Annotated in this window: 13 protein-coding genes; 9 read left to right on the forward strand and 4 right to left on the reverse strand. The window is 62.9% G+C overall.

Translation table 11 applies throughout. The features are described 5' to 3' along the window. Window positions 1-148 precede the first annotated feature (148 nt). Window positions 149-2533, forward strand: a complete 2385-nt coding sequence (locus CAG46_RS05640; RefSeq protein ID WP_085614389.1) for a hypothetical protein — start codon at window positions 149-151, stop codon at window positions 2531-2533. Here the strand turns inward: CAG46_RS05640 and CAG46_RS05645 are convergent. From CAG46_RS05645 to CAG46_RS05660, 4 genes are all read right to left on the reverse strand, one after another. After that, entirely contained in the window at window positions 2461-4176 is a 1716-nt protein-coding gene (locus CAG46_RS05645; RefSeq protein ID WP_256575055.1) for a PAS domain-containing methyl-accepting chemotaxis protein, read from the reverse strand. The two genes, CAG46_RS05640 and CAG46_RS05645, sit on opposite strands and share 73 nt — an antisense overlap. After that, window positions 4173-6419 carry a bifunctional diguanylate cyclase/phosphodiesterase gene (locus tag CAG46_RS05650; protein ID WP_085614388.1) on the reverse strand — a complete coding sequence of 749 codons (2247 nt, stop codon included), beginning with the start codon at window positions 6417-6419 and terminating at the stop codon, window positions 4173-4175. The genes CAG46_RS05645 and CAG46_RS05650 overlap by 4 nt, the downstream gene beginning before the upstream one ends. 171 nt (window positions 6420-6590) lie before the next feature. Then, the gene (locus CAG46_RS05655; protein WP_085590469.1) at window positions 6591-6902 is read right to left on the reverse strand and encodes a hypothetical protein; all 312 of its coding nucleotides are present in this window, start codon (window positions 6900-6902) and stop codon (window positions 6591-6593) included. Window positions 6903-7101: 199 nt separating this feature from the next. After that, window positions 7102-9213: a TonB-dependent receptor domain-containing protein gene (locus CAG46_RS05660; RefSeq protein ID WP_025339887.1), complete on the reverse strand. Its 2112-nt coding sequence runs from the start codon at window positions 9211-9213 to the stop codon at window positions 7102-7104. 656 nt (window positions 9214-9869) lie between these two features. Between CAG46_RS05660 and CAG46_RS05665 the strand changes: the two genes are divergently transcribed. From CAG46_RS05665 to CAG46_RS05700, 8 genes are all read left to right on the forward strand, one after another. After that, on the forward strand, window positions 9870-11453 hold the full coding sequence (locus CAG46_RS05665) for an ABC transporter substrate-binding protein (RefSeq protein WP_143493357.1): 1584 nt from the start codon (window positions 9870-9872) through the stop codon (window positions 11451-11453). Continuing rightward, on the forward strand, window positions 11450-12382 hold the full coding sequence (locus CAG46_RS05670) for an ABC transporter permease (RefSeq protein WP_085614386.1): 933 nt from the start codon (window positions 11450-11452) through the stop codon (window positions 12380-12382). The genes CAG46_RS05665 and CAG46_RS05670 overlap by 4 nt, the downstream gene beginning before the upstream one ends. A gap of 21 nt (window positions 12383-12403) precedes the next feature. Beyond that, entirely contained in the window at window positions 12404-13648 is a 1245-nt protein-coding gene (locus tag CAG46_RS05675) for an acyl-CoA dehydrogenase family protein (protein WP_085614385.1), read from the forward strand. A gap of 14 nt (window positions 13649-13662) precedes the next feature. Next, window positions 13663-14985: an LLM class flavin-dependent oxidoreductase gene (locus tag CAG46_RS05680; protein WP_085614384.1), complete on the forward strand. Its 1323-nt coding sequence runs from the start codon at window positions 13663-13665 to the stop codon at window positions 14983-14985. A gap of 156 nt (window positions 14986-15141) precedes the next feature. Beyond that, complete coding sequence (locus CAG46_RS05685) at window positions 15142-16197, forward strand: NADP(H)-dependent aldo-keto reductase (RefSeq protein ID WP_075045698.1); 1056 nt, start codon at window positions 15142-15144, stop codon at window positions 16195-16197. A gap of 614 nt (window positions 16198-16811) precedes the next feature. Then, a complete protein-coding gene (locus CAG46_RS05690; protein ID WP_075045697.1) occupies window positions 16812-17660 on the forward strand; it encodes an ABC transporter permease in 849 nt (282 codons plus the stop codon). After that, the gene (locus CAG46_RS05695) at window positions 17657-19306 is read left to right on the forward strand and encodes an ABC transporter ATP-binding protein (RefSeq protein WP_085614383.1); all 1650 of its coding nucleotides are present in this window, start codon (window positions 17657-17659) and stop codon (window positions 19304-19306) included. The genes CAG46_RS05690 and CAG46_RS05695 overlap by 4 nt, the downstream gene beginning before the upstream one ends. A 21-nt stretch (window positions 19307-19327) precedes the next feature. Continuing rightward, entirely contained in the window at window positions 19328-21115 is a 1788-nt protein-coding gene (locus CAG46_RS05700; protein WP_085614382.1) for an ABC transporter ATP-binding protein, read from the forward strand. Window positions 21116-21298 lie beyond the last annotated feature (183 nt).

A 21298-nucleotide genomic window follows, 5' to 3' on the forward strand; every position in this document is an offset into this window, starting at 1 on the left:
TGGCGTCTCGTTTTCTGCTCTGAAGAAGCAGCGCAGTAGTTTACCCCCGTGCTCCAGGCATGACGCCTATCAGAACTGCCAGTTGTTGCGTAAGCAAATTCTCGGCGTAATAGGCTTTACCGTTTTGAGAACACCAACGGAGAAGAACATGGATTATTCAACCTCCGAACTCCTCGCATGGCTGGGCAAGGAAACACGCTTGCTGGGATGGGATATGCTCTGCTTTATTGATGGAGACAAGATCAACCTTGTCTTGAAGGAAGAATCCATCAGGCGCTCCAGAACGGCGGAAAAATGGCCGCCCATTTCCGGTTATATCCGCAATGGGGCGGCCCATCGCTTTGCCTTGTCCAAGTGTAGCCTGAATTTGCCAAGATTGGTGTTTGATGCCGACCTTGCCCAGAACAAGGCTCACCTGCAAATGGCAATTGCAGAAGCGAACGCGTACTCAATGGTGAACAAAGGAGGTCAATGGCGTTTGCTCCAACTGAATGTGATAGCGCCTGTGCAAGCTGCTGTACTGAACCTGGATATTGCTTTGGCGGCGTCAGGCGGTACGGTGGACTCCGATTGCATGATAAAACTTGACCTCAGCAACAGTGAAGAATTTTCCATGCCGTACTATAACGGCGAAAGTCGACTGTTGACCGAGTTTTTCAGGCAGAAGTTTTCTGCATGGGGTGATGCTCAACGTCAGCTTCCTCTCGGCAAGTTGGCAGGAAGTGCGATCGAGCTGCACCGCCCGGCCTCGTTTGCCCTGCGTACTCGGGCCAGGGCAAGGTCGTCGTCCGATGCGGCAGGTGGAGTTATGGTTCTTGTCGACATGCAGGATGGGGCAGGCGGGAATTACCCCGGTGCGGATTACAGGTATGCGATACCCAATGACGGTGATTATTCCGCTAGCATATTGTTTGATACAGAACGCCTGATGCTGGCCCAAGTGGCAGAGCAACTGAAGAAAGTGATCGAAGGGGCTGAGTTCACAATGCGTCAAGCCCTTGATCAACGGCAATTCCTTTCCTGTACGACGGGACATATCCATTTGCCGACACAGCGGGTGAAAGAGACGTTCGATATTACAACGCCTTCCAGGGTTTGGAAGGTCAACGCGGAACTTGAACTGAAAGAAGCCAGTCTGGACATGCGCGGTGAAGTGGTTATCTCCAAGACCGCTGACAAGGTTACGCTTAGTCTGTCTCCGCATGGCTCCGTGTTCGCCGAGATCCTGGCCTTCGATGATACCACTGGCGACCTCCAGCGGATGTTGGATGAGTTCAAGTTTGATCAAAGTGATTTTCTGAAACCTGCCGAAGGCAGATTTCATTATCATATGCTGTTCGAATATCATCTGGATGGTCGTGCCGAGATGCGCCTGGTACATGATTCCTATGCATTTAGCGAATCGATCGCTTATCAGCCTGCTTTCGCTAAAATCAAGCCGCCTGCAGGTTGGGGGGTAGACCCTATAACAAACTTGCTGTTGTGGCCTATTATCAGTCAGTTGACAAGCGGACTCAGAGACCTTTTCAAAGGGCTTGCTTCTCCGAAGTTGACCAGTATTCAGGACATCCTGTTAGCGAAGTTGAAACACGACATGTCTGTGTTACCTACCACACAGGCACTGGCAAACGACATTGTGCGGCTCAATTTTGATAACGCCATCAAGGGCACAAACCTGCAGACACCAAGCGACACAGTCTATTTCGGCCAGGTTAACCCTGCAGCAGCCAGTTTCACTATCAGCCCGATGGAGAAAACCCTGCTTGCAACTGCTAGGCAGTCATTCGTGACCGAGCCTGCCTCAAGCAATGTGGAGTGGTCCGCCGAAGCAGTGTCTGGTTTGGCGGATAATGTGCGGATTTCCATTGACCCCAAGGGTGTTCTGACCGCACCAGCGGCCAGCGACATGACAAAGTCGTTTGCCCAGGTGCTGGTGACGGCGACCGACAAGGCGAACCGCGCCATTCAACGTTGCGCCTTGATAACGGTGGTGAGCCAGACACTGCATGCCAACCCTTCGATCGTGGTTGCACCGCCCAACAGCAAAGTGGACTTCAATGCCTGGGTGCTCGGTGACCCCCTTGCATTGCAATGGCAATATCAAGGCAAGCCCCTGGGCAAGGGGCAGGCCATGTCGGTCACCAGCCCTGCGGACACTGGCACAGCTGCCTTTGTCGTTGAAGAGGTCCAGGTGCAGGACCCCGTGAGCAAACAAATTTGCGAATGTGTGCTGGTCACCGAAATGGGGAGTAAAACCCCGATAGTGATCAGTGCCAAAGTTGACCCGACGGGCCGGGAGGCGGTCCTGGAGGCAAGGATCAATGGCAACCTCCAGGAGCCGAATCAAATCGATTGGCAATTGCGCTACGGCCCCGGTAGCGCCGAGGCGGGCGTCTACACCCCAGGCAGTGACCAGAAGGCGCGCTTCGCCTTGATCAGCGCTACCTACGACAGCGGTGCTTACGGTGTTTTCGAAGGGTACATCGTGCTGGCCCTGCCACTCGCAGAACACAGGGATTTGACCCTCAACTGACCAGTCTCGGAGTCCAGCCCCTCCCAGCCAGCAACGTCCAGCTGGGAGTGGCTGCCATCATTGCGCTTGCGCCCCCAAAGCTGCGCCGACAGCAGTTGAAGGCGTTCGGCCAGCTTGGCGACGTGGGCGGCAGTGGTGCGACTCTGGTTGCTGGCAAGCACGCTTTTCTGGGTGGTTTGACTGATACCGGCCAGGTTGCACTGGATGCTGTCACCCACCGCGCTCTGCTCCTCTACGGCGGCAGCGATCTGCACACTCATGCCGCTTATCTCATCGACACGCTGGGTGATCCCGTCCAGCGCCCGGGCGGCCAGCAGTGCCTGCTCGACGCTGACGCCGGCCTTGCTGTGGCTGCGCTGCATCGCAAGTACGGCATCCCCGGTGGAGCGTCGCAAGGTATCGATGGTGCCCTGGATGTGCGCGGTAGATTGCTGGGTCCGCGAAGCCAGCCCGCGCACCTCGTCGGCGACCACTGCAAAACCGCGGCCGGCCTCGCCGGCGCGGGCAGCCTCGATGGCGGCATTGAGGGCAAGCAGGTTGGTCTGTTCGGCGATGCTTTGAATCACCTCGAGTACGCGGTCAATTTCATTGCCATGCTGTTCCAGTTGATGAATCACTATGCTGGTCTGTTGTACCTCGCTGGCGAGGCTATCAATGTGCTGGCGGGTCTGCTCGACCAGTTGGTGGCCGCGGTCGGATTCCTGGTTGGCCAGGTTCGCGGCGCTGGCGGTGAGCTGAGCGTTGCGCGCCACTTCCTGCACACTGCTGGCCATCTGGGTTATTGCGCTGGCTACCTGGGCAGTTTCCCCCTGCTGGCGGAGGGTCGCGCAATTGTTGTTGTCCACTGCAGACACGAGCTCTTCGGCTTCCTTGCTCAACTGGCGGGACGAATCGGCAATGCGTCCGACTATTGCCCGGGTCTCGGCTTCGAGCATCTGCAGAGTGAAATCGATCTGGCCAAATTGGTCGCGGCGGCCACTGTAGAGTATCTGGCTCAGAGGGTTGTCGGCGATATTCCTGGCTTTTCGGGCAAGGGCGTCGAGGGGGCGCAGGCTGAAGCGCAACAGGCCGCCGAGCAGCAAGCTCGATAGCAGCATGGAGAGGGCGGCATGGCTCCAGGACAACGCGCCCAGCAAGCCCAAGGCCGCAAAGCACAGCAGGTTCACGCCAGTGCTGGCAAGTGCCAGGCGCATGCCGACGGACAGCCGTGACATACGCAGGCAGTTGGTCTTTCTACCACTACGCAACTGTGCATAGAGATGTTCAGCAGCCTCCACCAGCGTTTTGGCCGGTAGCGTGCGAACCGATTGGTATTCCACTGTTTCGCCATTGCGCTGCATCGGCGTGACGTAGGCGCTGACCCAGTAGTGGTCACCGTTCTTGCAGCGATTCTTTACCAGCCCCATCCACGAGCGCCCATCCTTGAGTGTCTGCCACATATGCGCAAAAGCTTCTGGGGGCATGTCCGGGTGGCGCACGATGTTGTGATTGACGCCGAGCAATTCGGCTTCACTGAACCCGCTGATGTTGATGAAGTCGGGATTGACGTAGGTGATGGCGCCCTTGGGGTTGGTTGTTGAAAGAATGTTCGCGTTTGCGCTGAATTCGACGGCACGACCACTGACCGGAAGATTGGTTTTCATTGTTTTTCTCCTGAACTGATGGGTACCCGCCGGGTAACTGCGCTCCCCTCGAAACGGTCTTCTGTGCTGAGCAGATGTTGTATCTGGGCGGCAGGTTGTGGCCGATTGAACCAGTAGCCTTGGGCGTAATGGCAGCCTTCACCCACCACGAATTCGAGTTGTGCCGAACTCTCGATGCCTTCGGCCACTACTTCCAGGCCAAGGCTGCGGCCGAGAACGATGATCGCCTGGCTGATCGCGCTCTGTTTGTTCTCGTAAGGAACGCCGGTGATGAAGCTCTTGTCGAGCTTGAGGATGTGCAGCGGAAAGCGTGTGAGGTAACCAAGCGAGGAGTAACCCGTGCCGAAGTCGTCCAGCGCCAGCAGAACACCAAGGCTGGTCAACTCATGCAGGCAGGCCAATGTGTCCATGTCGTCATGCATCAGTTGGCTTTCGGTGATCTCCAGGATCAGGCTGGCGGGAGGCAGACCGCTTTCTTGCAGGATATCGATCAGCCGGAGGGTGAAGTCGGCTTGTTGCAATTGGGTGCTGGAAATGTTCACCGAACAGCGCAGGCGCTCATGCCCGGCCAGTTGCCAGGCTCGGGTTTGCTGGCAAGCCTGGCGCAGTACCCATTCGCCGACGCGGATGATCTCTCCCGACTCCTCCAGCGCAGGGATGAACTCCAGTGGCGAGATCAAGCGTTCGCCATGGCGCCACCGCAGCAGCGCTTCGACCCCGGTCACCAGCGGTGTCCCTTGGTCCAGGCGATAGATCGGTTGGTAGTACAGTTCGAATTCATTCTGTTGCAGTGCCTGGCCTAGTGCGGACTCCAGTTCCAGATGCTGCTGTGCGGTGTCCTGCAATGTTTCGTCGTAGTGGGCGAAGCGCGCCTTGCCGGCAGACTTGGCTCGGTAGAGGGCAAGGTCGGCAGCCTGCAGCACATCCAGGGCTTTGCCATTGTCGTGCAATGGAGCGATACCGATGCTGGCGCTGACCACCAGGGTACGACCGTCCATGTGCAGCGGTTGATGCAGGTTGTCGAGGATGCGCTGGGATATCTGCTCGGCGTCGCGGTCGCAGGTGAGGTCGTGAAGCAGGACGATGAATTCGTCGCCGCCGAAGCGGAACAGTTGATCAGTGGGGCGCAGGGACTCTTTCAAGCGCATAGCCACTTCCACCAGCACGCGATCACCGACGTTGTGGCCGAGGCTATCGTTGATCAGCTTGAAGCGGTCCAGATCGATGAACAGCAACGCCTCGTAGTCACCGCCCTTGCGCTGCTTCCTGAAGGTCTTCTGCATCTGCTCGTCAAGCCGGATGCGGTTGGCCAGGCCGGTCAACGGGTCGTGCTGGGCGGTATGTTGGAGGCGCTGCTCGGCATCCTTGCGTGCACTGATATCGGACTGCGAGCCAGCCATGCGTAGCTCGCCAGGGGTGGTCATTTCGGCGACCCCCCGCACGAGGACCCAGATGTAGTCACCGTTGTGCTTGCGGATACGGTACTCATGGTGAACGGACGATGTCTGCCCTTGTAGATGGGCATCGATGGCATGGCGAAAATCCGGCAGGTCGTCCGGGTGCACGCGGCCGAACCAACTGGAACTGCTCTCGCCGATGCTATCCCGGCTGAGGCCGAGCATGCTGGCCCAGCGCTCCGAGACGTAAAGCCGATCCTGGTCGACGTGCCAGTCCCACAGCCCGTCGTTGGCACCGCGTAGCGCGCGGGCAAAGCGAGCCTCGCTATCTTCCAGCGCCTTGTGCTGGGCCGCACTGTAGGTATCGATGGCCAGCGTCATGTCGAAGAACACCGCCTTCAACAGGCTTGAATAGAGCGTGGCATCCGGGCTGTTGCCAAACACGCTTTCCAGCATGTCGTCGAGGTACAGCCGATAGCTGCCGAGGTACCACTTCAGTTCCAGGCCGATCTGCTGGTGGATCACGCCGATACGCAGGCGGCCGTTGACGTAGGTTTCATCGTAGGGGCCGCCCCACAGGCACTGGTAGTACTCGGCCTGGCTCTGCTTCAAACGGGCGGTGACCTCCGGCGTGCGAAGCAATGCAGACGGCGTGGAGAATTCCGCCAGGTGACGGTACAAATGGTCGACGAAAGCCTGCTGGGACGGGGCCATGTACTGAGCTGCCGCGCCTAGTCGCCTGGCGTCTTCGGCGCTCCAGTCGAGAAAGCGAAAACGTTCGGCAATCTCTGCGTGATCGAGACGGATACGCTTGAGTAATTCCTCGAGGTCTTTTGTCACCTTCATTCGCATCCCCCGGTGTTGGTGAAGATTCCTTTCCGCTGAACCAAAAAAAAGCGCCGTGGCAACAAGTTCTGCTCAAGAACTTGTTGCCACGGCGCTTCGTCTTTCAGGCCTATTATCCTGCTCGGCAAAGCCGGTTCCCGCAGGGCGGAACCTGGTGATGGCACATTCACATCATTGGGGATCTTCCGACAATTTATCCAGCAATGCAACCAAGCGTCGCCGCAGCAGCCCCAGTTCGCGGGATTTGAAGGCGTGTCGGGTCTGTTCGAGAACCTCGGTGGCATCCAGCAAAGCGGCCTGTACCTGCCCAGCCGAGCCCAACTTTGCTTCACCGAGCCAGCGGCAAAGCGGCACGGCGCTGCAATTGCCAGGCGTACTCAGCACCTCGCAATCGGGTGCTATAGGCGCCAACAGCTGGCGCAATTGATCGGCCAGTTCAAGATTGTTGCAGATAATTCTGGTTGCCTGGTTGGACTCGCTCATCAAACTGCATTCCCATATGTTTGGTGTGCTGTTTACAACACCGCCTATGGCGTTTGATTGATTCAGGTCAATGCTGAAACCTTCCACTTGCCCTGTGAAGCCCTTAGGTGCGAACAGCGCTCCTGGAAACCGAGCGCCGTGGGGCGGCGCTCGATTTCGAATGCGTAGTGGACGTGCCATCAAACACGTTGCTGCGTGGTCAGTACCTGAACTCGACCCCCACGTACGCGCCAATCCCATCCCCCGGCCAGAACGACGCAGTATCCTGCCCGCGCGCGTTGTACACCGGCGTCACCGCCGTCACGTACGCCTTGTTTGCCAGGTTCTTCAGGTCCAGCGACACCTTCCAGTTGCCCTTCGGTGCCTCATACCCCAGGTTCGCCCCCCAGATGGTGTACGACGGCGCATACAGGGTATTGGCATAGTCCACTGCCGTGCGCGAGGCCGACTGCACGTTGATTCCGGTGTACCAGCCGCTGTGGTCCTGATACTGCAGCTCGCCCTGGTAGATGTGCTTGGGCACGCCCGGCAACTGGTTGTCGCCGAAGGTGTCGTCATGCCGGTAGTAGAAGTCGTTGTAGGTGTACACCTGGCGCCAGCGTACCAGGTCGCCCTGCGGGTTTTCCCAGAGACGGGTGTTGAGGCCGGCCTCGACACCCTGGTGGATGGTCGGTGAGGCGTTGAAGGCACCGGTGACCGCTGCCGACGATGATGTGGCGGGGATGATCTGCACATTCAGCAGCTCGTCGTGGATCCACGAGCGGTACAGTGCCAGGCTGCCATCGAAGATGCCGTGCGAGCCCTTGATACCGACCTCGAAGGTGTTGGCCTTCTGCTCCACCAGCGGGCGGATGTAAGGCAGGGTCGGCCCGGAGCCCGAATATTCCCAGGAAGCAGGCGGGTCGATGCTGCGGCTGAAGTTGGTGAATACCTGCAGGTTCGGGCTGAACTCGTAGCGCAGGCCGATGCGCGGGGCGACGCTCCAGTTGTCGTAGTCCACGTGCTGCGGGAAGTTGGTGGTGTTGGGGTTCACCGCGTGGTCGATGTTGATCTTGCGCCGCACGTTGATGAACGACACGCCGCTGGTGAGCCAGAGGTTGTCGACCAGGTTGATATCGTTGCCCAGGGCGATCACCCGGTCGAACGAATCCTTGTAGTTGACCTGCTTGAGCGACAGCTTGTCGTCATTGGCCGAGTTCACCCCGCCACGCAGGTGCTGGGTGGAGGTGAAGGCGATGCTGCTGCGGCTTTCGTGGCCGAACAGGTAGTCGACCCGGTCGTAGCCCAGCAGCAGGCCGAGGTCGTGCCAGTCCCAGTAACTGGGATTGCTCGGGCTACGCGGGCTGTTGGTGTGGCGATAGTCGTGATACGACAGGCCGAAGGTCAGCCGTGCATCGTCGTCAAAGGTATAAGTGGTCTTGCTGCCCACCCAGATGCTGCCCGGGCGGCGTGCACCGGCGCCGCTGCTCTCGGCGGTGGCGCTGGCGCGGCGCGGGTGGTGCAGCGCGGCGTCGAGGGTGGTGGCGCTGGGGTCGTTGTGGGTTTCGTCGCGGTAGCGCAGCAGCAGGCGGGTTTCCAGCTTGGGGCTGAAGCGGTAGCCGGCATTGGCGACGATGCCCGAGCTCTTCGACAGGCTGTAGTCGCGGAAACCCTCGTTGCGGTAGTTGTCGGCCTGCAGGTAGTAGTCCAGGTCGCCCTCGACCCCACCGTAGCTGATGCTCTGCTTCTGGTAGTGGTAGCTGCCGGCTTCGGCGCGCACGCGCAGGCCGGGGGCGCTGTAGCCGCTGTGGTTGACGAAGTTGACCGCGCCGCCGAGGGTCAGCGCGCCATATTGAAAGGCGTTGGCGCCGCGCAGGATTTCGGTGTAGTTCACGCCGCTGGCGTTGAGGAATTCGTAGGGTGTGCCGCCAGGGCCGGTCAGCGGCAGGCCGTCGAACAGGAACTTGATGCCCTCGCGGAAATAGCCGGGCGAGGTATTGGCACCGGAGCCGCGGATCGAGATCTTCGCCGCGTCGTTGCCGCCGGTGGACTGCACGAATACCCCGGGCTGGTAGCCGAGGGTGTCCTGCAGTGTGGCAGTGCGGCCTTTGGCGACCTCTTCGCTGTCGACCACGCTGGTGCCGCCGGGCACCTCGGCCAGGGCGCTGGCGGCCTGTTGTACTTCGGATTGCTTGGCGGCCTGCACGGTCACCGTGCCCAGGGTTTGCTCAGCGGCCAGTACCGTGACCGGGGCCAGCAGGGCCGTGGCCGCGGTGGCCAGGGCGGCGTGGCGGATGGCCAGGCGCAGTGGTTGGGGTTGAATCGCACGCATCGTTCAATTCCTTGCAAGTCATCGTAGGTCCTCGGCGTTCTATGGGAATAGTCAGGCCTGTCGAAATGTGTAAGAGCAGTTTCTGTGCCAGCTGGCGAAAGGCCGGAAGTTTGGGGGGTGTGGCCAAAGTTTTAGTGTGAAGTGCTGAATAAAACAGCAAATTTTGTTGCGCTCCTGTTGTTTGCGGAACAGTGCAGGTTATATCCAAATATCCGAATGCTATGGCGCAACCTGTGGGAGCGGCTTTAGCCGCGAACACCGGCGCAGCCGGTGCCATGCACCGCGTTGGATTCTTCGCGGCTGAAGCCGCTCCCACAGGGGATGCGGATTGCTTGCAATTTCAGTAATCTACGCGACAGCGCAGCCCAGAGGGTTGGATGTTGTCAGCGCAACAGGGATGAAACAGTTTGTATGGTTAATGCGTCAGGCGGTTTGAACTAGCCTCAATGAATGCGCAGTGTTAGCGCTGGCACGACAACTGCAATAGCCCTTTATGTAGCCGTCTATATAAAGGGCCCGCTGTGCAGCCGAATTCCCGATTATTCAATACATGCCTGGTGGCCAGTGCGCTGTTGGTTGCCGTCTGCTCACCCGCCACGTCCGCGCAGAGCCAGGCGCTGCTCAAGGGCGAAGCGCTCAGCGAAGTGAACGGCGTGATGCGCTACCCGGCCAGCGACTTCGTCGAGCAGCAGCCCGGCAAGCGCGGTGGCACCCTGCGCGTGTCGGCGGCGAGCGACGCTGGCAGCTTCGATATACACGCGCTGTCCAACGGCAACATGCAGTGGATGGGCCGCATCCTGTTCGACTGCCTGGTGTACCAGGCCGAGGACGGCACCCTCACGCCGTGGCTGGCGAAAAGCTGGGACATCAGCGCCGACGGCCTGACCTACACCTTCCACCTGCGTGACGACGTCACTTTCAGCGATGGCGAGCGCTTCAACGCCGAGGCGGTGCGGGTCAACCTCGAACACATGCGTGACCCCGTGACCAAGTCGCCACTGGCCGCCGCCTATATCGCGCCGTACCTGAAGGGGCGGGTGGTGGACGAGTACACATTCGAGGCGACCCTGCGTGCGCCCTATGCGCCGTTTCTCGATGTGCTGTCGCAGGCCTGGCTGGGGATGATCTCGCCACGGCAGATTCTCGAGGCGCCGAAGACCATCGCCAGCAAGCCCATCGGCACCGGGCCTTTCGTGCTGACCGGCTGGGTGCGCGACCAGCGTGCCAGCTTTGTCCGCCGCCCGGGGTACAACTGGGCACCGCCGGCAATCAACCACCAGGGCGAGGCCTACCTGGACGGCATCGAGCTGAGCTACGTGCCCGAAGCGATGATCCGCTACACCTCCCTGGAGGCTGCCGACAACGACATGGCCTTGGACGCACCGGCGCAGAACGCCGCGGCGATCCGCGCCAACCCGAAGCTGACCCTGCGCAACCGCATTCGCAAGGGCAACCCGTCGCGCAGCATCACCTTCAATGTCGACCGTGCGCCGTTCGATGACGTGCGGGTGCGCCAGGCCGTGGCCAAGGCCATCGACCGTGATGGCCTGGCGTGGATCTCCGGCTTCGGCGAGTACCTGGCCAAGGGGGACTTCCTCGCCGTGAATACCCCCGGCTATGACCCGGTGGCCCGCGATGCCCTGGCCTTCGACCCGGTCGAAGCAGGGCGCTTGCTCGACGCCGCCGGCTGGACCGGGCGTGACGGCGAAGGCTATCGCAGCCGTGATGGCCGGCGCCTCGGGGCGACCTTGCTGACCTATGACAACCCGGCGTTCCCGGCCAATGTCCCGGTGGCTGCCCAGGCAGACCTGCGCAAGGTCGGCTTCGACCTGCGCATCGAGCTGCTGCCGCTCAGCAAGGTCATGGAGCTGCGTTACCTCGGCAACTTCGACGCCATCGGCGGTGGCTACTGGCACACCAACACGGCCGATGGCCTGTACATCCTCTACCACAGCCAATCCATCCCCAGCGCACGAATGATCGGCCAGAACGTCGGCCACTTCCGTGATGCCACCCTCGACCAGTTGCTCGGTGCCGCCCGAGGCAGCACCGACCCGACGCAACGCCGCGAGCTGTATCGCCAGGCCCAGCAACGCCTGGGCGAGACCGTGCCGGCCGTGCCTTCGGTGGAAAGCCAGATGCTGCTGGCCTACCGCAACGCGGTCGGCGGCGTGCTGTTCGATGGGTCGCACAACGTTCCCCTGTTCACCAGCGTGTGGCTGGCAAAGGAGCAACCATGAAACTGCTGATCGTCTTGCTGCGCCGCCTGCGTGACGGTGTGATCGTGCTATGGGCGGCGGCCAGCCTGACCTTCCTCGGCATGCAACACAGCGGTGGCGACACCGCCCTGGCGATCCTCGGCGGCCCGGATGCCATGCCGAGCGAAGCGCTGCTGGCCCAGGTGCGCGCCGAATACGGCCTCGATCAACCGCTGTGGGTGCAATACGGCCACTACCTGGCGCGCCTGGCCAAGGGCGACCTGGGCGAGTCGTACCGGTTGCGCATACCGGTCGGCCAGGCGATTGGCGAGCAGGCCGCCGCGACCTTGGCGCTGGCCAGCAGCGCGGCTGTGCTGGCGGTGCTGCTGGCGGTGGCCTCGGCGCTGCTCACCGCCAACCGCGGGCGGCGTTTGCGCGCGGTGGTGTCGGGCATCGAGCTGTTGCTGTCCTCGGCCCCCAACTTCGTGATCGGCACGGTGCTGCTGCTGGCCTTCGCGTTCCACTTCCATTGGCTACCGCCGTCCGGGTCCAGCGGTTGGCGCTCGCTGGTGCTCCCGAGCCTGGCCCTGGCGCTGCCGATCGCGGCGGTGCTTGCCCAGGTGTTGCGGCAGTCGCTGGAGCAGGTGCTGGAACAACCCTTCATCACCCAGGCCCGTGCACGTGGCATGGGGGATATCGCTGTGCGACTGCGCCACGCCCTGCGCCATGCCCTGGTGCCGCTGGTGACCCTGGCCGGCTACGTGTTCGCCAGCCTGCTCGGCGGCGCCGTGGTGCTGGAGCTGCTGTTCGGCCGCCAAGGCATTGGCCGTTTGATGCTCGACGCTACCGCCAGCAAGGACGTGCCACTGGTGCTCGGCGTAACCCTGCTGGCGGCAGCGATCTACGTGCTGGTCAACCTGCTGGTGGACCTGGCGACCCAGGCCATCGACCCGCGCACCGCACGCGTCTGAATTCACGAGAAAGGAACCATCATGAGCCAAACCACGATTACCGATGCCGAACTGGATGCGCATTTCGCGCCGATCTATGCGCGTATTGCCGAAGGCGCGGTGGCCCGCGAGCAGCAGCGCACCCTGGCCCATGAGCCGGTGGCCTGGTTGCGCGAGGCCCGCTTCGGTGCCCTGCGCGTGCCACGCAGCCACGGCGGCTCAGGCGCAACCTTGCCGCAGTTGCTGCGCCAGCTGGTGCGCCTGGGGCAGGCCGATTCCAACCTGCCGCAGATATTCCGCGCCCACTTCGGCTTCGTCGAAGGGCGGCTGTCGTCTGGCGACGCCGCCTCCCAGGACTACTGGTTCGCCCGCGTGGTCGCCGGTGAACTATGGGGCGCGGCCATGGCCGAGCGCACCGACAGTACCGGCAATAGCGTGCAGTTGAGCGAAGACGAAGGCGGTTACCGCCTGGACGGCGAAAAGTACTACTGCACCGGCACGTTGTACGCCGATTGGGTGGCGGCAGTGGCCAACCATGGCGACGACTTTGTCAGCCTCGTGGTGCCGACCCGTGCGCCGGGCGTGGAGCGGGTCGACGACTGGGACGGCTTCGGCCAGCGGCTGACTGGCAGTGGCACCACCCGTTTCACCCGGGTCAGCGTGCAGCCGCAGCATTTGCTGCGCCGTTTCGCCAAGGGCGAGTTGCGTGCCGAGTCGTACCTCACCGCGTTCTACCAGGCGGTGCATCTGGCCACCCTGGCGGGTATCGGCCAGGCGGTACTGGCCGATGCCGTAGCGTTCGTCCAGAGCCGCACCCGCGCCTTCGGTGTGCCGGGGCAGTCGCAGCCGGCCGCAGACCCGCGGGTGCAGGCGGTGATCGGTCGCCTGTCGAGCCTGGCCTTCGCCGCCAATGCGCAAGTCACCGCCGTGGGCCAGAGCCTGCAGGCGGTGTACGAAGCCGGCCAGCACGGGGAGGTAGCCGAGCAGCTTTACACCGACGCCGAGATCCATGCCTTTCAGGCGCAGCAGATCGTCCTGCCGCAAGTGCTGGAAGCGAGCACCTTGCTGTTCGAAGTCGGCGGCGCATCGGCCACCAGCAATGCCCGGCGCCTCGACCGCCACTGGCGCAATGCCCGCACCCTGGCTTCGCACAACCCGGCGATCTACCGCGAACAGGCGTTGGGCAACTACTACCTCAATGGCATCAGCCCGGCCCAGGCCTGGCGTGCCCTTCATGCCAGCGCCAGCGAAGGGCAGGGCAGCGGCGACGAAGCCAGCGCAGTCTGATCAGGAGAACCGGCATGACCAAGAAACAGATGAGCCTGGGCATGAACATCCTCGGCTTCGGCTCGCATTCCGGCGCCTGGCGCCAGGGTGAGGCGGCAATCGACGCCTATATCGACGTCAACTATTACCGCGATATCGCGCGTATTTCCGAGCGCGGTTGCCTGGATGCGATCTTCCTTGCCGATGGCCCGGCGTTGCCGCCGGATGTGTCCGCCCAGCCCGGCGGGCGCCTGGAGCCGACCGTGCTGCTTACCGCAGTGGCGGCCGCCACCGAGCGCATCGGCGTGATCGCGACCTGCTCCAGCACTTACAACGAACCTTTCAACCTGGCCCGGCGAATTGCCTCGCTGGACCACATCAGCGGCGGCCGCGCAGCATGGAATGTGGTGACCAATGCCGGTGACGCGGCAGCACACAACTTCGGCCTGGCTGGCGCGCCGTTGCATGTGGACCGCTACGGGCGGGCCGAGGAGTTCGTCGACGTGACCCTGAAGCTTTGGGACAGCTGGGAGGACGACGCGATCATCGGTGACCGCAGCGCCGGCCGTTTTGCCGACCCGGGCAAGGTCCACACCCTGGATTTCAAGGGCAAGCACTTTCAGGTCAAGGGGCCGCTGAACCTGCCGCGCTCGCCGCAGGGCAGGCCGGTACTGGTGCAGGCTGGCTCTTCCGAAGGTGGCAAGGCACTGGGTTCGCGCTATGCCGATGCGATCTTCACCACCCAGACCACCCTGGCCGACGGGCAGGCGTTCTATCGGGAGATGAAGGCACGGGCCAAAGCCTGGGGCCGTGACCCGCAGCACCTGAAGATCATGCCCGGCCTGTCGACCGTGATCGGCAGCACCGAGGCCGAGGCCCATGCACGTTTCGACGAGCTCAATGCCTGGCATGGCGAGCACGGCCTGTTGCAGCAGGTGGCAGGGCGTATCGGTATCGATGCCAGCGAGCTGGACCCGGATGCGCCATTGCCCTGGGCGCGAATTGGCGCGGTGGCAGATTTCGAGCGGGGGTCGCATGGTTTTCTGGAAGCCCAGTTGAACCTGGCGCGCAGCGAGAACCTGACCATTCGCCAGCTGTCGCGGCGGATTCTGGTCGGGCACCGGTTGGCCGTCGGTACCCCGGAACAGGTTGCCGATACCCTGGCCGAGTGGTTCCTGGCGGGGGCGGGGGATGGTTTCAACATCATGCCCGACATGTTCCCGTCGGGTGCTCGGGTGTTCGTCGAAGAGGTGGTGCCGCTGCTGCAGAAACGTGGGTTGTTCCGCACCGAATACACCGGCACCACCCTGCGTGAGCACCTGGGGTTGCCCAAGGCACACAACCAGTTCGCTGCTTAGGGGGCGCTTTGCGCCCCAATCGCCGGCAAGCCAGCTCCCACAGGTGCCGGGCAAACCCAAAACCTGTGGTGATCCTGTGGGAGCTGGCTTGCCGGCGATGGGCTGCAAGACAGCCCCAGGATTTGAAACCCGACACACATTCAAAAGGATGCACCCATGCGCTACCGCCCACTCGGCCACACCAACCTGCAAGTCAGCCTGCTCAGCCTCGGCACCATGACCTGGGGGCACCAGAACAGCGAACAGGATGCTCACCAGCAACTGGACGCTGCCCTTGCTGCAGGCATCAACTTCATCGACACCGCCGAGATGTACCCCACACCTACCCGCGCTGAAACCTGGACCACCACCGAGCGCTACATCGGCACCTGGCTGGCGGCCCGCGGCAACCGCGACAAGGTCCTGTTGGCCAGCAAGATCGCCGGCCCGGCCCGTGACCCAGGCGGCCAGGTGCACATTCGCGATGGCCTGTCGCACCACGACCGCAAGAACATCGTCGCGGCCCTTGAGGGCAGCCTGCGCCGCCTGCACACCGACTACCTGGACCTCTACCAACTGCACTGGCCCGACCGCACCAGCAACTTCTTCGGCATCCGTGAATACCCCTACGTCGACGACCATCCGCAGACGGCAGCCATCGAAGAAACCCTTGCGGTGCTGGACGAACAGGTAAAGGCCGGCAAGGTGCGCCATATCGGTGTCTCCAACGAAACACCGTGGGGTGTGGCGCAGTTTCTGCGGCACAGCGAGGACAAGGGCCTGGCGCGCATTGCCAGCATCCAGAACCCGTACAGCCTGCTCAATCGCTTGTACGAGAACGGCCTGTCGGAGTTCAGCCATCGCGAAGGGATCAGCCTGTTGGCCTATTCGCCGCTGGCGTTCGGGGCGTTGACCGGCAAGTACCTGAACGGGGCAAGGCCGGAGGGTTCGCGATTGTCGTCGGTGTATCGCACGTTCAATCGCTACGGCAGCGAGGAGGCAAACGACGCGATTGCCAGCTACGTGCGGATTGCGCGGGAGCATGGGCTGACACCAGCGCAACTGGCCCTGGCTTTCGTCATACGCCAGCCGTTCGTGGCCAGTGCCATTACCGGGCAGACCACTTTGCTGCAGCTGCAGGAAAACCTGAGTGCACTGGATGTGCAACTGAGCGATGAAGTACTGGCCGAGATCCAGGCCGTGCACCGCCGTATTCCCAACCCGGCACCGTAGCCCACATGGCAAGGGCTTCGCCCTTGTTCGCGGCTGAAGCCGCTCCCACAGGGACCGCACGGATTCAGCCTTTGCGGTGATCCTGTGGGAGCGGGTTTACCCGCGAAGAGGCCAGTACAGGCGACACAAGAAGGACAGACATGAACGCGATCGTATCCATACCAAACACAGTGCCCAGTAGCTGGAAGGTTCGCCCTGGCCTCCCACAGGGACCGCACGGATTCAGCCTTTGCGGTGATCCTGTGGGAGCGGGTTTACCCGCGAAGAGGCCAGTACAGGCGACACAAGAAGGACAGACATGAACGCGATCGTATCCATACCAAACACAGTGCCCAGTAGCTGGAAGGTTCGCCCTGGCCTCCCACAGGGACCGCACGGATTCAGCCTTTGCGGTGATCCTGTGGGAGCGGGTTTACCCGCGAAGAGGCCAGTACAGGCGACACAAGAAGGACAGACATGAACGCGATCGTATCCATACCAAACACAGTGCCCAGTAGCTGGAAGGTTCGCCCTGGCCTCCCACAGGGACCGCACGGATTCAGCCTTTGCGGTGATCCTGTGGGAGCGGGTTTACCCGCGAAGAGGCCAGTACAGGCGACACAAGAAGGACAGACATGAACGCGATCGTATCCATACCAAACACAGTGACCAGCAGCTGGCAGGTTCGCCCTGGCCTGGCGCTGGCCTGGATCACATTGGGCCTGATACTGCTGGCAGTAACCTTCCCCAACTGGCTCTCGCCAACCGACCCGTTGGCCGCCGACGCCCGCCTGGCTTACCACCCGCCAAGCCCCGCCTTCTGGCTGGGCAGTGACGAGAACGGCCGCGACGTCCTCAGCCGCCTGATCCATGGCGCCCGCCCATCGCTCTTCATCGGCCTGGCCGCCACCCTGGTCGGGCTTGGCCTGGGCACGCTGCTCGGCTTGCTCGCCGGCCTGGCTCCAGCCTGGCTGGACAACCTGCTGATGCGCGCCGTCGATGTGCTGCTGGCCTTCCCGGACCTGCTACTGGCGCTGGTCATCATCACCCTGTTCGGCCAAGGCACCAGCAACCTGATCCTTGCCGTCGGCATCGCCTCGGTGCCGCGCTATGCGCGCCTGGTACGCGCCCAGACCCTGACCATCCGACGTGCCGGCTTCGTCGAAGCAGCCGTCACGCTGGGCCGCAGGCCCTTGGCTGTGGTGTTCTGGCATGTGCTGCCCAACGCAGTCCAACCCGTGCTGATCCTGGCCTGCATCGGCCTGGGTGGCGCCATCACCGCCGCCGCTGCGCTGAGCTTCCTCGGCTTCGGCGCACCACCTCCCGCGCCGGAGTGGGGCGCGATGATGGCAGTGGCGCGCAACTTCATGGCCAACGCGCCCTGGCTGATGGCCTGGCCTGCGCTGGCGATCACCCTGACTGTCATTTCCATCACCGTCATCGGCCGAGACTGGCTGCGCCGTAGCGAGGGCAGACGCGCATGAACATCTTCGAGAAGAACCAGGCACCGCTGGTGGACATCCGCGGCCTGCACGTGAGCTTCAATGGTGTGCCAGTGGTGCACGGCGTCGACCTGCAGTTGCGCGCAGGGCAGTGCCTGGCACTGGTGGGCGAATCGGGCTCGGGCAAGAGCGTCACGGCGCGTACCCTGGTCGGCCTGACCGGGGCCGGTGCCCATGTGCAGGCGCAGCGCCTGGCCTTTGCCGGGCAGGACCTGCGCCAGTTCGATGAGCGCGCGTGGCAGCGCTTGCGTGGCGAGCACATCGGCTTTGTCATGCAGGATGCGCTGGGTTCGCTCGACCCACTGCGACGCGTGGGTGCAGAGATCGAAGAGCCATTGCTGTTGCACACCGACCTGGCCGCGGAGCAGCGCCGTCTGCGGGTACTTGAGCTGTTGCGCCAGGTCGGGGTGCCTGAACCCGAAGTCCGTGCCCGGCAATACCCGTGGCAGCTTTCCGGTGGCCTCAGGCAGCGCGCCCTGATCGCCTCGGCCATCGCCTGTCAGCCACGCCTGTTGATCGCTGACGAGCCCACCACCGCGCTGGACGCCACCGTGCAGGCACAGATTCTCGACCTGCTGGAGCACCTGCGCGAGCGCGACAACAGCCTGTTGATGGTCAGCCATGACCTGGCCGTGGTCGCGCGCCTGGCCGACTGGGTGGCGGTGATGCGCCATGGGGTGGTAGTGGAGCAGGGCAGTGTCGAACAGATCCTGCAGGACCCGCAGGACCCCTACACCCAGCGCCTGCTGAGCGCGGCTCGGGCGGTACATTTCAAACGTCCGGCGGCGCCGGCCCTGGCGCTGGTGGAGGATGGCGTGGACGAACAACCCGTGGTGCTGGAGGCGCGCGGCCTGAGCAAGGCCTTTGTCGGGCCGGACGGCCGGCTGCGTCAGGTGCTGGACGATGTGTCGCTGCAGTTGCGCGCCGGGCAAACCCTTGGCGTGGTGGGCGAATCCGGTTCCGGCAAGAGCACGCTGGGACGCATCCTGCTGGGGCTGGAGCGGCCGGAGCAAGGTAGCCTGCAACTGGCCGGGCAGGATTGGCTTGCGTTGTCTGCCGCGCAGCAGCGCCAGGCACGACAGGGGATCCAGGTGGTGTTCCAGGACCCGCAGGCCTCGTTCGACCCACGCTACACCGTGCTGCGGGTATTGGCCGAGGCGCTGGCGCATGCGGGTGTACCGCGTGCGTTGCAGCGCACCGAGGCGGCGGCGTTGCTGGAGCGGGTGCAGTTGCCGGTGGGGTTGCTCGACCGCCGCCCGCTGGAGTTGTCGGGCGGGCAGCGGCAGCGCATCGCGATTGCCCGGGCACTGGCCATGAAGCCCAGGGTGCTGGTGCTGGACGAACCGGTATCGGCACTGGATGTGTCGGTGCAGGCGCGAATCCTGGCATTGCTGGCCGAACTCAAGGCGGAGCTGAACCTGGCTTGCCTGTTCATCTCCCACGACCTTGGGGTGGTGGAGCAGGTCAGTGACCACGTGTTGGTGATGCAAGGGGGAAGGGTGGTGGAACAAGGGGCGGCAGCCCAGGTGCTCGGCCAGCCGCGTCAGGCCTATACCCGCGCCTTGCTCGACGCCGTGCCTCATCTTCCGGCGGCGCAGCCAAGCTGGTTCAGCCGTATCGCCGTGTAGGCAAGACACAAGGAGAACACTGTGACATCTACCCGCCGCCTGCCCGATGGTTGGGATATCCGTCACCTGCCAGACACCCCGCAGGCCTTCCTTCGCGCATTCATCCTGCGCCACCCGGTGGCCTACTCCGGTATGCTCGCCTTGCAGACCTTCGCCATGGTCTGCGCCGTGCTGGTCCCCTGGCAACTTGGCCAGATCACCCGCCTGGTCAGCCAGGGCCTGGACGCGAGCCAGGTCGTCACGGCATTGCGCTGGCCGCTGGCGGGTTTTGCCTTGATGCTGCTGCTCGAGATGGTCAGCACGCGTGCCGCCAGTGGCTTGCATATCTACACCGTGCCCCGTCAGCGGCGCGCGGTGACCCAGGCCTTGTTCGCCTACCTGCAACGCCATTCGCATCGCTACATCACCAGCGAGTTCGCCGGGGCATTGGCGCACCGTATCAGCGAGGTCTCGATCGGCACTACGCAGACCCTGGCGATCCTGATCTTCGATCTCATCCCGCTGCTTGTGACCCTGGCCCTGGCAGTCATCCTGCTGGCCACCGCAAACGCTTGGCTGGCGGCATTCATGGGCCTGTGGGCGGTCGGTTTTCTCATCCTGTGCTGGTTCCTGGCCAGGCGCAGCCACCCGCTGGCCCGGGACTTTGCCGCAGCGCGCAGCGTCAGCACCGGCAAGGTGGTGGACGCGGTGACCAACCTCACCAATATCCGGCTGTTCGCCCGCCACCCCTACGAGCATGGCTACCTGGGCAAGTTCCTCGACCACGAGGTGGTAGCGGCAGACCGCTCGCTCGGTTACATGGAGAAGATTCGCTGGCTGCAGAACAGCTGCGGGGTGCTGCTCAAGCTTGGCATCCTGCTGCTGGCGCTGTGGTTGTGGCAGCGCGGCAGCATCGATATCGCCACCTTCGTTACCGCTACCAGCCTGTCGCTGATGATCATCACGGATGTGGCCGGGCTGTCGCGGCGCTTGCTGGAGTTCTTCGAGGCCATGGGCAATATCGCCAATGGCGTGCGCACCCTGGTGCGGCCACACGAGGTACGCGACACGGCCGGCGCAACGTCGTTGAAAGTGGAGCGAGGCGAGGTGCATTTTGCCGACGTGACCTTTGGCTATCACCCCGGGCGGCCGATCTTTCAGCACCTGAACCTGCATATTCCGGCGGGCCAACGGGTCGGCCTGGTGGGGGCGTCCGGCTCGGGCAAATCGACCTTGCTCGGGTTGTTGCTACGGTTGTACGACGTGGATGAGGGCCAGGTGCTGATCGACGGGCAGGACGTGCGCACGGTGACCCAGCATTCGCTGCACCAGCAGGTCGGGCTGATTCCGCAGGAGCCGGGGCTGTTCCACCGCAGCATTCGCGAGAACATCCACTATGGCTGCCTGGAAGCTGGCGACGATGCGTTGGCCGCTGCCATCGACCGGGCCGGTGCCCGGGATTTCATCGAAGCCATGGAGCAGGGCTTCGAATCGCTGGTGGGCGAGCGTGGTGTGAAGCTGTCCGGCGGGCAGCGTCAGCGTATCGCCATCGCCCGGGTGCTGTTGAAGAACGCGCCGATCCTGGTGATGGACGAAGCCACGTCAAGCCTCGACTCGATCACCGAGCGCTATATCCAGGACAAGCTCGACGAGATCATGGACGACAAGACGGTGATCGTGGTGGCACACCGGCTGTCGACCGTGGCGCACCTTGACCGGATCGTGGTGTTCGAGGACGGGCGCATTGTCGAGGATGGCAGCCATGCGCAGCTGCTGGCGCGGCGGGGGTATTACCATCGGCTGTGGAGCCGGCAAGGGGAGGCGGCCTGAGCCCCGCAACGGGCCCCCGAGCGCGGCCTGTCGCCAGCTGGCTGGCGACAGGCCGGAACAGCACTGTTGCCATTCGAACAGCCCTCACACACTTTGCCCTCGCAACAGCACCTCACCCTCGGCAAACCCCAACAAAATCAACCTCTTGAACCCGGCACAACTCCTGCAACAGGCCTATCGAAG

It is taken from the genome of Pseudomonas sp. B23(2017) (genome assembly GCF_002113725.1).
Lineage (GTDB): Bacteria > Pseudomonadota > Gammaproteobacteria > Pseudomonadales > Pseudomonadaceae > Aquipseudomonas > Aquipseudomonas putida_Z.